This is a genomic window from Vibrio sp. R12-SG2-ISO1 (assembly GCF_059834045.1).
The window spans coordinates 75418-89006 of sequence record NZ_JCBDGO010000029.1 but is presented as its reverse complement, the minus strand read 5'-3'; the positions used below and the strand labels follow the sequence as shown (position 1 = coordinate 89006).

Here is a 13589-nt window from a genome sequence, read left to right as displayed (position 1 = left end):
TCTTCTGTTAGTGCTAGTCGTTGAGTTCGCTAAGTAGTATTACCGCTTGGGTGCGATTTTTTACCCCCAGCTTGCGGAAAATGGCCGTCATGTGCGCTTTGATGGTCGCTTCTGAGACGTTGAGCTCATAGGCGATCTGCTTGTTGAGCAGTCCGTCGGAGAGCATACCCAGTACCTTGTACTGCTGCGGGGTGAGGGTCGCCATTTTCTCAGCGAGATCATTGCACGCTGCATTCTCAACAATAGAGCCCTCAGGGAAGTAAGGGTCGCCCGCCAGCACTTGATTGAGGGCTTTCACCAGCTCGCGCATGTCACTCGATTTAGGGATAAAACCAAACGCGCCGTGGCTTTTCACTTGCGTGACCACGGAAGGCTCTTCACTGGCTGAGACCACCACAATCGGCAACTCTGGGTACTCGGCGCGCAGTTGAATCAAGCCAGACATGCCATTGGCGCCTGGCATTTTCAGATCGAGCAGCAGCAAGTCGGGCTCATCTTCTTTGGCGAGCAGCGTCATCAAGGCATCGAGGGAATCGGCCTCAAGCAGATTGGCCCCACTGACCGCCATATGTACCGATTGGAACAACGCGTTGCGAAACAGCGGGTGATCGTCTGCGATGATGATGGTGTAGGTCGAGTCCATGACGTTGCACACTTATGATGATTTAGTTAATAGAATTATTGTCAGCTTTGCCGCGGCGGACAATCTTTATCCGCTAAAAGTCTGAAGTGTATCGGGTTTTGAACGCAAATCTGAGGCGCCTGTCATGGCTTTGGGTAAGACGCCTCAAGGTGCGCTAAAAACGTCTCGGCTGGCATAAATCCTGTTATGCGAGCATGTTGCATCGGCTGGCCATTGGCATCCCAAAAATCAATGGTCGGTAACCCGAGCACGCCGAGTTGCTTGAGTAGTTCGATGTCTTGCACTTGGTTGCGGGTGACGTCGGCTTGCAACAACACAAACTCGCTCAGCTTGGCTTCCACATCGGCTTGGTGGAAGGTGTATTTCTCAAACTCCTTACACGCGACGCACCAGTCGGCATAAAAATCGAGCATCACAGGTTTGCCTTGCTCTCGGGCTTGGCTGAGGGCTAAGTTGAGCTCGGCGACGTTGTTGATGCGGGTAAACTCAATGCTCGGAGCGGCTGGCGAGTGGGTGCTTGGGCCATCAAACCAAAGATTGAGCAGCGGCTGAGCGCTGGCGAACAAGCCGAGCACCGCAATAATGCCCACTACACTTTGCTTCCAGCCGCCAAAAGGCAGCGCATTTTTACTGTGATAGAGCCAGCCAAACGCCGTGATACCGAGCCCCGACCACAGCGCACTGCTCCACAGCTCGGGCAGGATGCGTTCAAGCAAGAAAATCGGCGCCGCGAGGAGGATAAAGCCAAACAGCGTCTTGACGCGATTCATCCACTCTCCCGCTTTGGGCAATAGCTGATTGCCAAAGACCGCGACCAAAATCAGAGGAATGCCCATACCAAGTGCTAACGCGTAGAGGGTGATCCCTCCGGTAAATAAGTCGCCGCTTTGCGCCACATACAAGAGCGCGCCCGACAGCGGCGCTGTGGTGCAGGGTGAGCAGACTAAACCAGAAATCGCCCCCATGCTAAACACACCGAGCAGATTGCCACCTTGCTGCTGACTGCTCAGTTGATTGAGCCAAGTTTGCAGGCGACTTGGCAGTTGCAGCGTATAGAGCCCAAACATCGACAAGGCCAGCGCGACGAATAACACACTCAGCCCTATCAACACCGCGGGGTGCTGCATCGCCGCTTGGAACTGCAAACCGGCTTGCGCCACCACCAAGCCGAGCAAGGTGTAAGTCAATGCCATGCCTTGCACGTAGACAAACGAAAGGCCCAATGCGCGGCGCGTGTTGATCTGACCGCCGCCGAGCACAATGCTGGTCAAAATCGGGTACATCGGCAAGACACATGGGGTAAAGGCGAGGCCAATACCCAGTGCGAGAAACAGCAGTGGTGTCCAAACGCTCTCGCTGATGCGATCGGCTAGTTGTGCCTGTTGTGAGCGTGATGAGTCTGTCGCCGTGTCAGTCGTAATAGGCGTCTTTTCTGAATTGGTGGCGGTGGGCGCGATGACTACATCGGCGTCTTGAAAATCAAACGAGGTCAGGTCAATGACCTTAGTTTCTGGCGGATAACAGAAACCGGCTTTGGCGCAGCCTTGGTATTGAACCATTAAGCGAGCCCCGGCTTGATACTCGGCCAAAGGCACCTCGACAAACAGCGGCGTGGTGTAGATGTTCACGTCACCGAAAAACTCATCATGATAGGGCTCACCTTGGCGCAGTGTGATATCGCCTAACGTGATGTGCTCGCCACTGATGGCAATCTTATCTTGATAGAGATAGTAATCTGGCTTGATTTGCCAATCGAGATAGACCCGCGCGCCTTGCTGCACCGCATTGAAGGCAAACGCCTCATCAACAGTGACAAAACGATTGTCCTCATTGGCAGGACTGAACGTAGATTGCGAATTGCCAAACAGAGCCCACACCGAGCTCGAAAAGAGAGAAAGAATCAGTACAACAAGCGAGAAAGCGAAGCGCATAAGACCGTCACGTTAACTAAGATGGATTCAGTGTAACTCAATCAGACAGGAGATCGGATGGATAAGTTTCAAATAGTTTCTAGTTTTTAGTGCCTAGTTTCTAGTTCCTAGTGCCTAGTTTCTAGTTCCTAGTGCCTAGTTTCTAGTTCCTAGTGCCTAGAAGATTGTACCCATCACCCATCACCATCCCTCTAGGAACTAGGCACTCGCCTCTAGGACCTATTCCCTATGAACTCACTCCTAATCTCATCCGCACAATCCGCTCACACGCATCTATCTTTTGTGTGTCTTTTGGGATGATGAGTACGGTGTCGTTGCCGCCGACGGTGCCGAGTATCTCGGTGTGTGGGTCGATGTCGACGAGGCGGGCGACCAGTTGGGCGCTGCCGGGGTGGGTTTTGACGACCACCATGGATTGGTTGTGGGTGATGAACTCGATTTGCGAAGAGATGGAGGACTCGACGCGCACTGGCGCAGTTTCGACCGTGATGCAGTAGACTTTTTTGCCGCAGGCGTTTTGCACTTTGACGACGCCAAGTTGCGACAGCAAGCGAGAGACGGTCGATTGACTGATGCCCTCGAAACCGATGTTCACTAGGGCTTCTCTGAGCTCATTTTGAGTGGAAAAGCTTTGTTGTTGCAGTAGCCGTTTGCACGCTGAAGTGAGGGTTTTGTCATCGGCAAATTGGTCGTCCGCGAGATGAAGAGTGTCACTCATAAGGACCCCTTATTATGATTATCGCCATCCTGATGGGAATGAGTACACAGCTCCATCTATGTACCCTTGTAGGTTGTTCAATGAAAAAGCGCCGTTACGCACGCTGAGTTTATCACCAATAAAAGTGTGGCTATATGACACTTGTCACCAAATAAAAAACTAATGAAAAAGTGTTTTTCTGGTCATTTATTCTAATAAAGCGAGGCTTTTATCAGCCCCGCGAGTCTCTTAGTTCATCTAAAGCCGGTGGTTACGCGCCGAGCGTCGCCACCATCACCGCTTTGATGGTGTGCATGCGGTTTTCCGCCTCGTCGAAGACAATCGAGTAGTCCGACTCGACCACTTCATCCGTCACTTCACAGCCGTCTTTGAGCATGGGATATTCGCTCGCGAGCTGTTTGCCGACCGTGGTGTCTTCGCCGTGGAAGGCGGGTAAGCAGTGCATGAACTTCACGTGCGGGTTACCGGTGGCTTTGATCATCGCCATGTTGACTTGATACGGCAGCATCAAATTGATGCGCTCAGCCCACGCTTCTTTCGCTTCGCCCATCGATACCCAGACGTCAGTGTAGAGGAAGTCACAGCCTTGCACGCCCTCTTGCACATCGTCGGTGAGCGTGATTTTAGCGCCTGTGGTCAGGGCGATGTCGCGGCAGGTGGCGACCAAACTCTCTTCTGGCCAGAACTGCTTTGGCGCAACGAGGCGGATGTCCATGCCCATTTTCGCCGCGCCCACCATCAAGGAGTTGCCCATGTTGTTGCGTGCATCGCCAAGGTAGGCAAAGGAGATGTCGCGCAGCGCTTTGCCGCGGCCATGTTCCATCATGGTCAGGAAGTCAGCGAGGATTTGGGTGGGGTGGAACTCGTCGGTCAAGCCATTCCAGACGGGTACACCGGCGTATCGGCCGAGCTCTTCGACGATCTCTTGGCCAAAGCCGCGATATTCGATGCCGTCATACATACGTCCCAATACGCGTGCGGTGTCTTTCATTGACTCTTTATGGCCGATTTGTGAGCCAGAGGGGCCCAAGTAGGAGACTTGCGCGCCTTGGTCAAACGCCGCCACTTCAAACGCGCAGCGAGTGCGGGTTGAGGTTTTTTCGAAAATCAGCGCGATGTTTTTGCCTTTGAGACGCGGCTGCTCGTAACCGTTGTATTTGGCTTTTTTCAGTTCAGCAGAGAGCGCGAGCAGATGGTCAATCTCACGTGGGGTAAAGTCGAGCAGTTTAAGGAAGTTGCGGTTACGTAAATTGAAAGCCATGGTGAATTTCCTTCTTAAAAAGAGATGATGACGTGCAATGCCTGTTTAGGCTCGGCGCGAAGATGGCCCGAGCCTCGTTGTTGGTTGTTAGCCTTTGGTGATGTTGGTGCCGGCGGTGCCTTGCAAAATCGCTAGGCCATCTTCGAGGGCGCCGATGCCAACCACCTTGCCTCCTTGGCGAATGAACTCGCACGAGGCATCAATTTTTGGCCCCATCGAGCCTTCATCGAACGTATAGTGCGCCAGCTCGCTAGGGGTGGTGGCACGTAGCGGATGCTGAGTGGGCTTGCCCCAATCAAGGTAGACGGCGTCGGCGTCTGTCAGGATCAATAGCGCGTCGGCGTTGAGCTGTTTGGCGAGATAGGCGGCGGACATGTCTTTGTCGATCACCGCTTCAACGCCCATCAATTTACCGCCTTCCCGTTTGACAGGAATGCCGCCGCCACCGGTACAGATCACCAAATGCCCTTCGGCGATCAACTTGGTAATGGCTTCGTGTTCAATGATGCCTGTTGGTTTAGGGCTCGGTACGACGCGGCGAAAATGCGCGCCATCGGGTTTGACGGTCCAGTGATAGCGCTCAGCCAGTTCGCGCGCTTCGGCTTCTTGGTAAATCGGTCCAATCGGTTTGGTTGGATTGGCGAAGGCCGGATCATTTGGGTCGACGGTCATTTGCGTCAACATGCAAGTGATGTTGGTGCTCGGCATCTGGTTTTTAAACTCTTGCATCAGCATGTAGCCAATCATGCCTTGGGTTTCACTGCCCAGCACATCGAGTGGGTAGGGCGCGACTTTCTTGTACTCAAGGCCTTGCAGCGCAAGCAGCCCCACTTGCGGGCCGTTGCCATGCACCAACACCACGTTGTAGTGCTCGGCGATTTTGGCAATGGTGTTGACCGCGATTTCAATGTTGTGGCGCTGCACCTCGGCTTCGAGCGGCTCACCGCGGCGAAGTAGCGCATTGCCCCCTAGGGCGACAACGACGGTTTGTTTGTTCATAGCTCTGTCTCCACAGAGCAAAAGCGCCCGCTTTTGCTCCTTGTTGATCCGATGATAAGGATGAATGGGTTGATAACGATGGCGTCTGTGACGACCGCGGGCTTAGATGCCATCGCGCTCAATCGGGCAGCTCATGCAGCGAGCGCCGCCGCGGCCTCGTCCCAATTCATCCCCAGGGATGGGCAGTACCTTGATGCCGGCTTTGTCGTATTTTTCATTGGTGTAGGTGTTGCCCTCATAGCCAATCACGACGCCCGGTTTGACGGTCAACACGTTGTTGGCGTCGTTCCACTGCTCACGCTCAGCGTTGAAGTTATCGCCGCCCGTGGTGATGAGGTTGAGTTGGCCAACGCCGAGCGCTCTTTCAATCGCCGAGACAAAGTAGCCTTCCTCTTTGACACGCACCGCGCCAGACTCGTCACCCGTCAAGCTCCAACATTTGACGTCTTTGCGCACCACTTCTGGGTAGACGGAGAAGGTGTCTTCACGCATGTGGGTCATCACGGTATCCAAATGCATGCAAGAGCGATGTTTAGGCAGCTCCATCGCAATCACTTGTTTGGCTTGGCCGTGTTTAAATAGGCCGGCAGCGAGGTGCTCCACCCCTTGCGGTGTGGTGCGTTCAGACATACCAATCAAGACGCTGCCACGGCCAATGACCAATACGTCACCGCCCTCAATGGTTGAGTTGTCGTACAGCGCCTCTTCATCACCAAAGTATTTGATGAATTCTTGGCCAGCGAAGGTTGGGTGCCAGCGGTAAATGGCGCGCACGTGGTTGGTTTCACGTTGGCGAGCTGGCTTAGCCATCGGGTTGATGGAGACGCCACCGTAGACCCAGCAGGAGGTATCACGGGTAAAGAGGTGATTGGGCAGCGGCTCGATAATAAAATCGGTCGGTGCATGCAGCGCTTGCATCATCGAGGAAGAGCGCATAGGCATTTCCGCGTAGGAGAGGCCGCCGGTGAGGATCTTGGCCAATTCAAGGTTGGGCAAGTCGCCCAGATAGCAGCGCACGTCGTTGGCAAAGGTTCGGCCTAAGCGGTAGTCAGACACCTGACGATTGAGTAGCCACTCCTTGGCTTCTGGTACTGCCAGCGTCTCTGCCAGCATGTCGGTCAATAGCAGCACTTCCACCCCTTGATCGCGCAGCGTCTGGGTAAACACATCGTGTTCATCGCCGGCACGTTCGACCGCTAACACGTCGTCAAACAGTAGCTCGTGGCAGTTTGAGGGGGTTAAGTGGGTGAGAGCACGACGCGGGCGGTGAACCAACACGCGACGTAATTGACCGATTTCAGAACCTACGTATAACTTACTCATAATCGTATCTCTCTATTTATTTTTTATTTAATGCATCTGTGACAAATTAAATAAGGGTGTAGGGATTATTTGAGAGTGAATTTAATTATTCACTTTGTTGTTCTGATATTCATATTACGCCCTGGAGAGGAGGATTCTCTGCGCTCAGTCACACTTCATTTTTTCTTGCAGCCCTTGCTACGCCTAGGGTTTTAACAATATCCATGCAGTTGTTACCAAGCTGTGACGGTGTTTGTTTTTCGCTCTGTAAGGATTTTTATTCACCGAGTGACAGAAAAATAGTGCCGTGAGAGTCAATCATGGTAAAGAGAGGGAATTGTATTCATGTCGATATTTATAATGGATGGAATGAGTGTGCGGTTTTATGCGCTGTTTTTCTTTATATAGTGACTTTGTTTCGCTTTTGACGGCATTTGTTAATAAATGAATGTGCTAATTTGTCTAGGTGATCACGCTTGTTTTTGTTTTTATTCACCAAAGCGTGGTTTTTATTTTTAGATAAGAAAAACTAACCCAGCCTATAAAAATGGATTATCCAATTGGAATAAAAATTGAAACGTACGGATAAAGAAAGAGTAGATAAAGAAAGTGCAGATAAAGAAAAAGCCACACACGTGGCTTTTTTCTTGATTGAGTCTTGCAAGCAGGGAGGAGGCAGGACAACCGTTTCGTTATCCTGCTTAACGGCTTTGCGCGAGCGGTTAGAGTAGCGCACCTAGGCTTAACGCCAATACGCAGAACAGAGTCAAGATAGCGAGCAGCGGCGCGACCCATTTCACCCAGCGCACGTAAGGCACGCGGGCGATCGCAAGGCCACCCATCACCACGGCTGAGGTTGGCGTGATGAGGTTCACCAGTCCTGATGCTGATTGGTATGCGGTGATCACCAAATCACGACCGACGCCGGCAAAGTCGGCCAATGGCGCCATAATCGGCATGGTGAGTACGGCAAGACCAGAGGTCGACGGCACCAAGAACGAGAGCAAAATCTCTAGGAAGAACATCACGTTAATAAAGACGACCGAGGAGAGCCCAGTCACCATCTGCTCTGCTGAGTACAAGATGGTATCGGTGATCATGCCGCGATCCATCACCACCACAATACCGCGCGCAATCCCGATGATGAGGGCAACGCCAAGTAGATCGCGGGCGCCATCAATAAAGCTGGTGGTGAACTCCTCTTCACTCATGCGTGCCACGATACCCACGATGATGGTGGCGGCCAGGAACATGGCTGAGATTTCCGCCATCCACCAACCGGCAATGGAGACACCGTAAATCATGACCGCGAACGAGAGGCCAAAGATGGTCAGAATCGCTTTGCGTGTGGTGGTGAACTCAAGGCCTTGCTCGGATTGATTACCCAAGAAGTGCGCTTTGTTCTCTTCATACTTATCAAACACAATCGATTTGGATTGGTCTTGGCGCACCATGCGTGCATAGCGCATCACATAGGCGACACAGATGGCCCAGCCAATCACCAACATGATGGCGCGTAGCATGATGCCATCGGTGAAGGGAATGCTAGAGGCGTTGGCGGCAATCACAGTGGCGAACGGGTTGATGGTTGAACCCAAACAGCCAATCCCAGCACCGAGCAACACGGTCGCGGCGGCGACCACAGGGTCAAAACGTGCGGCCATCATCACGGGCACAAGTAAGGTATAGAAAGGCAAGGACTCTTCCGCCATCCCATACACGGTGCCGCCTGCGGCAAACAGTGCCATCAAGATGGGGATCATCATCTCTTCGCGTCCTTCAAGGCGGTGAGTGACGCGCTCTATCCCAGCATCAATCGCGCCGGTTTTAGTCACTAGGCCCAAGAAACCGCCGATGACGAGGATAAACAGCGACACATCAATCGCGGCCGCTTCGTAGCTGTTGTGGTCATAAAAGCCATCTATCGGCGCAAGCAAGACATCAATCACCCCTTGTGGATTGCCTTCCACAGGCTGATAAGTGCCCGTCACCGGCACTTCACGGCCTAGGTCTTCATTCATGGCGCGGTCATATTGGCCAGCGGGGATAATCCACGTCAACATGGCCACAAGGGCTATTAAGACAAATAAGATGGTGTAGGCGGAAGGGAATTTAAAATTGGCAAAAAAGCCGCGTTTTTTCTCTTCGCTGTTTTTATGTTCTCTAGGGACAGTTTGAGTGGTCATGATGATCTCCTTACTTGTATTGCAAAGGGTGAATACAAGTGAATCTGTGACAATAGATAGCGTTATTATTGATAGGCATGATCGAATTTAAAACTAGTGTAAATTTCGTCTCAAAGATTAACCTTGGAGCGGGTCACAAATTACTGTCCTATATTTTTTGCCAAAATTTTCATGGAAAAAGCGCTAGGGTATTCAAGTGAAATAGTTGGATTTCTATGCTGGTTTTTGGATTTTTTTAGAAAGAGTGAATGGATTTAATAGCAGTAAAAATAAACGCTGGGAATTTTATTCAATCGATTTGGTTAACGAGAAGGTTTTATTAATTAACGCTATTTTGATGTCAATCAAAAACCGTCTGTGATCTGTGATTTTTTATTCAGTGCAAAATAAAAGGGAGCGCTCGGCTCCCTTTGTATCGAATTATTTTTATGGCGTCTTATTGAGACTAGATCAGCAGACCGCCAAAGGTAAAGCCGAGTGCAACTGCCGAGGCAATGGTCACCACACCAGGAATAAAGAACGGGTGGTTAAACACGTATTGACCGATGCGCGTTGAGCCAGTGTCGTCCATCTCAACCGCAGCCAACAGCGTTGGGTAGGTCGGCAGTACAAACAGAGCACTGACGGCGGCAAAGGACGCAACGGCGGTCAGTGGCGCGACACCAATCGCTAGCGCGGCAGGCATAAGCGCCACTGTGGTTGCGCCTTGTGAGTAAAGGAGCATAGAGGCAAAAAACAGCACCATCGCCAACATCCAAGGATGTTCAGACAAGAGATCGCCCGCCAGCTCTTTGATTTCTGCCACGTGCGCATTGACGAATGTTGAACCAAGCCATGCAACACCCAGTACGCAGACACACGCCGTCATACCTGAGCGGAAGGTCGCGGCTGATGGGATTTTCGCTGCATCGATTTTGGTCACCAGCACAATAGCGGCCGCCGCGGCGAGCATCACGGTCATGATGGCTTCGTTACGACCAAGCGCAGGGTCTTTAATTAGGCCAACCGAGCCTGAAATCGCCGCCGCGTAGCAGACCACAAAACCAATCGCCGCCAAGAAAATGTAGGTGGCGGTTTTTGCGGTTGGCAGGATCTCACGTTGCGTGTCGCTGCTTAGTTTGATCAACCCTTTTTCCAAACGCTCTTGGTAGATAGGATCGTCTTTTAGCTCTTTACCCATGAAGTTGGCGACAAACGCACCAATCATACAAGCAATAAAAGTGGTTGGAATGCAGACCGCCAGTAGCGTGAGGTAGTCCACGCCCATTGGCGCCAACATCGCCGCGAAAGCCACGACCGCCGCTGAGATTGGCGATGCCGTGATGGCAATTTGCGAGGCAACGACGGCAATCGACAGTGGACGAGAAGGGCGCACGCCTTGGCCTTTTGCCACTTCAGCAATCACAGGCAAGGTTGAGAACGCCGTGTGGCCGGTACCCGCCATCAAGGTCATTAAGAAGGTGACGATCGGCGCGTAAAAAGTGATTCGTTCAGGGTGTTTGCGCAAAAAGTTTTCCGCTACTTGAACCAGCCAGTCCATACCACCGGCCACTTGCATGGCGGCAATCGCGGTAATCACGGACATAATGATTAAGATAACGTCAACTGGAATGAACGCCTGACTGGTGGGCACGCCCAACACCAAAGACAGGGCAATCACACCCGCACCACCGGCAAGGCCGATGCCAATCCCGCCGATTCTTGCTCCCAAGTAAATGAAGAGCAGAACAACAATGAGCTCCACTGCGACCATAGCTATATCCTCGTTTAATGTTTGATATTGAATGTTTGATATTGAATGTTTGATTTTGATTATCTAATGCTTCGCGCCTTTGAACGCAGGCCAGCGGCATGAAGGTTTAGATAATCACTGCGTGTTGTTTACCTTGTATGAGAGTAATCCATAGGAAAAGTGTGGTTACCGGATGCGTGCCTAAAAAAGGGCCCGCAGGCCCTATTTTTGCGCTTACTCGTAGCGCTTGGCTTTATACGTTGGACGCATGAAGTTTTCAACCGAAAGAATGTCATCCAGCTCTTCTGGCGTCAGCAATCCACGCTCTAGCACCACCTCACGTACGCTCTTACCGGTTTCAGCACAAATCTTACCGACGATGTCGCCTTCGTGGTGGCCGATGTACGGGTTGAGGTAAGTGACGATACCAATCGAGTTGTAGACGTAGTTTTCGCACACTTCTTTATTGACGGTAATGCCGTCGATGCATTTGTCGCGCAAGTTCACGCAAGCGTTAGACAGAATCGAAATCGACTCAAACATGCTTTGGGCAATCACTGGCTCCATCACGTTAAGCTGCAATTGACCGCCTTCTGCCGCGAAAGAGATGGTGTTGTCGTTACCCAGCACTTTAAAGCAGACTTGGTTGACCACTTCAGGCACCACAGGGTTGACCTTAGCAGGCATGATGGAAGAGCCCGCTTGCAGCTGTGGCAAGTTCAACTCGTTTAGACCTGCGCGAGGACCAGAAGAGAGCAAGCGCAAGTCGTTACAGATTTTAGATAGCTTCACCGCTAGGCGTTTCAGCGCGCCGTGCGTCATCACGTAGGCGCCGCAGTCTGAGGTAGCTTCAATCAAATCTTCCGCAGGGACCACATCAAGACCAGTCACTTGTGCTAAGTGTTTGACTGCCGCTGCTTGATAGCCCGGCGCCGCGTTGAGACCCGTACCGATGGCCGTTGCGCCAAGGTTCACTTCGAGCAGCAGTTTTGAGGTGTACTCAAGCGCGCGGATCTCTTCGTTGAGTGTCACCGCCCAAGCGTGGAACTCTTGACCGACCGTCATTGGCACCGCGTCTTGCAGCTGAGTACGGCCCATCTTGAGGATATCTTTGAACTCTTGGCTCTTAAGCTCGAACGCACCTTTGAGGTATTCAATCGATTCAATCAGTTTGTGCACGCTGTTGTACACCGCAATGCGAAAACCGGTTGGGTAGGCACAGTTGGTCGACTGGCTCTTGTTGACGTGGTCATTTGGGTTGATGAAGTCGTACTCGCCTTTTTCCTTGCCCATTAATTCGAGGGCGATATTGGCAATCACTTCGTTGGTGTTCATGTTGACCGATGTGCCCGCGCCACCTTGGTAGACGTCTGATGGGAATTGGTCCATGCACTTGCCGGTTTCTAGAATCAAATCACACGCTTGGATAATGTAATTCGCCACATCCTTTGGAATTACACCCAGCTCTTTGTTGGCCAGCGCCGCGGCTTTTTTGGTCATCACCATACCGCGGACAAAATCCGGCACGTCGGAGATGGTCATGTTAGAGATGTTGAAGTTTTCAATCGCACGTAGGGTGTGGATGCCGTAGTAAGCGTCGGCAGGGACGTGACGCTCACCCAATAAATCTTCTTCAAGACGTGTTGCAGGGGAAAGTGCCTTAGTGGCATCGGTTAGGGTAGCCATACAGGATCCTTAGAGTATTATTCTGATAATAAAGTTAAATGCTAGCCATTCTGTAGTCTAAGAATCCATTCATCAGAATTTTGGGCTATAAATCCGTCCTGACTTATGTGGCACATCATACTGCACCTAGCGCATAAAAATAGTAACTTGATCACCTTTTTTATATTTATTTACTGAAAGTTTCATCGTGAGAGGTAAACACTTTTTTACCGCTTAGATTTGTGCCTGTACAGGCTTTGCGCGTACACTGAGGGCAACAAAGGAGGGCGTGTGTTTCCTATCTTACTCTTACTATTTATCATTGTACCTATTGTTGAAATCGGCCTGTTTATCCAAGTGGGTGGGTTTCTTGGTTTATGGCCGACCATCGGTCTGGTGCTGGTCACCGCGTTTGTCGGCGCCTCTTTAGTGCGCAGCCAAGGCGTTGCAACGTTACTGTCGGTGCAGCAGCGCCTGGCACAAGGTGAGCTTCCCGCGCAGCAGATCATGGAAGGCGTGATGCTGGCGGTGGCGGGTGTCTTACTGCTCACTCCCGGTTTTTTGACCGACGCATTAGGCATGTTGGTGTTACTGCCGGCGCCCCGTGCCATGATCGCCAAAACGCTGATGAGCAAAATGGTGATTCGATCGGTGGGTGGGCAGAGTGGCTTTGGTCATGATCCATTCTCTCATGATCCCTTTTCTCATCAAGACCCTTTCCATCGTGACGGCGCTTCGCCGTTTGAGTCTGACTCGACACAGGGGGAGACGTTTGAAGGTGAGTTCGAACGCAAAGACGATGAGAACGACAAGCCAAAATTAAAATAGGGTCTTGGCTCTGATGATGAGCGCCTGCGGGCGCTTTTGTCGTTTTTATGGGCCGCAGCGTGTTTATTTAGGGGCGGCTTACGTGCTGCGTGGATGGGTGTCGCTTAGTCGGGCTGTCAACGAATTGTTCCTAGAATCATCTGCTTAATCGCATCTTTGCAACAGCATGCTTTCCTGTTTTGTTGAAAAGTTGACCACACTTCCGTTATTCATCGGCTCAATGAGATCTACTTCTCGTTGTAATGATTCCTATATTTTTGTTTCATAAAAAACATCAACACTTGTCGTGCTTTATAGGTCTTTTCTCATACGAAAAGTGATATG

General features: G+C 51.5%; 10 protein-coding genes. 1 reads left to right on the top strand and 9 read right to left on the bottom strand.

Going from position 1 to position 13589, the window contains the following annotated elements; all coding sequences use genetic code 11:
• Window positions 1-13: 13 nt before the first annotated feature.
• The 9 genes from AC6R10_RS18475 to aspA form a co-directional block, all read right to left on the bottom strand.
• Complete coding sequence (locus tag AC6R10_RS18475) at window positions 14-643, bottom strand: response regulator transcription factor (RefSeq protein ID WP_334554691.1); 630 nt, start codon at window positions 641-643, stop codon at window positions 14-16.
• A 122-nt stretch (window positions 644-765) separates the two neighbouring features.
• Window positions 766-2574, bottom strand: a complete 1809-nt coding sequence (locus AC6R10_RS18470; RefSeq protein ID WP_500673138.1) for a protein-disulfide reductase DsbD — start codon at window positions 2572-2574, stop codon at window positions 766-768.
• Window positions 2575-2800: 226 nt separating this feature from the next.
• Window positions 2801-3292 carry an arginine repressor gene (locus AC6R10_RS18465; RefSeq protein WP_334554683.1) on the bottom strand — a complete coding sequence of 164 codons (492 nt, stop codon included), beginning with the start codon at window positions 3290-3292 and terminating at the stop codon, window positions 2801-2803.
• Between the two features lie 250 nt (window positions 3293-3542).
• The gene (locus AC6R10_RS18460; protein ID WP_500673137.1) at window positions 3543-4553 is read right to left on the bottom strand and encodes an ornithine carbamoyltransferase; all 1011 of its coding nucleotides are present in this window, start codon (window positions 4551-4553) and stop codon (window positions 3543-3545) included.
• An 87-nt stretch (window positions 4554-4640) separates the two neighbouring features.
• A complete protein-coding gene (gene arcC / locus AC6R10_RS18455; RefSeq protein WP_500627493.1) occupies window positions 4641-5552 on the bottom strand; it encodes a carbamate kinase in 912 nt (303 codons plus the stop codon).
• 102 nt (window positions 5553-5654) lie between these two features.
• Window positions 5655-6875, bottom strand: a complete 1221-nt coding sequence (gene arcA, locus AC6R10_RS18450; RefSeq protein WP_500673136.1) for an arginine deiminase — start codon at window positions 6873-6875, stop codon at window positions 5655-5657.
• Between the two features lie 701 nt (window positions 6876-7576).
• The gene (locus AC6R10_RS18445; RefSeq protein WP_500673135.1) at window positions 7577-9040 is read right to left on the bottom strand and encodes a YfcC family protein; all 1464 of its coding nucleotides are present in this window, start codon (window positions 9038-9040) and stop codon (window positions 7577-7579) included.
• 445 nt (window positions 9041-9485) lie between these two features.
• Window positions 9486-10793, bottom strand: coding sequence for an anaerobic C4-dicarboxylate transporter (locus tag AC6R10_RS18440; RefSeq protein WP_500673134.1), 1308 nt, complete (start codon window positions 10791-10793; stop codon window positions 9486-9488).
• A gap of 213 nt (window positions 10794-11006) precedes the next feature.
• Window positions 11007-12458: an aspartate ammonia-lyase gene (aspA, locus tag AC6R10_RS18435; protein ID WP_500629848.1), complete on the bottom strand. Its 1452-nt coding sequence runs from the start codon at window positions 12456-12458 to the stop codon at window positions 11007-11009.
• A gap of 270 nt (window positions 12459-12728) precedes the next feature.
• On the opposite strand from aspA, the gene AC6R10_RS18430 reads away from it, so the two are divergent.
• Complete coding sequence (locus AC6R10_RS18430) at window positions 12729-13265, top strand: FxsA family protein (RefSeq protein ID WP_500673133.1); 537 nt, start codon at window positions 12729-12731, stop codon at window positions 13263-13265.
• The last annotated feature ends 324 nt before the right edge of the window (window positions 13266-13589 follow it).

What these genes read in the sequence shown, in the direction of transcription:
- AC6R10_RS18475 (WP_334554691.1), bottom strand. Translation starts at nt 643, where the DNA reads ATGGACTCGACCTACACCATCATCATCGCAGACGATCACCCGCTGTTT.
- AC6R10_RS18470 (WP_500673138.1), bottom strand. Translation starts at nt 2,574, where the DNA reads ATGCGCTTCGCTTTCTCGCTTGTTGTACTGATTCTTTCTCTCTTTTCG.
- AC6R10_RS18465 (WP_334554683.1), bottom strand. Translation starts at nt 3,292, where the DNA reads ATGAGTGACACTCTTCATCTCGCGGACGACCAATTTGCCGATGACAAA.
- AC6R10_RS18460 (WP_500673137.1), bottom strand. Translation starts at nt 4,553, where the DNA reads ATGGCTTTCAATTTACGTAACCGCAACTTCCTTAAACTGCTCGACTTT.
- arcC (WP_500627493.1), bottom strand. Translation starts at nt 5,552, where the DNA reads ATGAACAAACAAACCGTCGTTGTCGCCCTAGGGGGCAATGCGCTACTT.
- arcA (WP_500673136.1), bottom strand. Translation starts at nt 6,875, where the DNA reads ATGAGTAAGTTATACGTAGGTTCTGAAATCGGTCAATTACGTCGCGTG.
- AC6R10_RS18445 (WP_500673135.1), bottom strand. Translation starts at nt 9,040, where the DNA reads ATGACCACTCAAACTGTCCCTAGAGAACATAAAAACAGCGAAGAGAAA.
- AC6R10_RS18440 (WP_500673134.1), bottom strand. Translation starts at nt 10,793, where the DNA reads ATGGTCGCAGTGGAGCTCATTGTTGTTCTGCTCTTCATTTACTTGGGA.
- aspA (WP_500629848.1), bottom strand. Translation starts at nt 12,458, where the DNA reads ATGGCTACCCTAACCGATGCCACTAAGGCACTTTCCCCTGCAACACGT.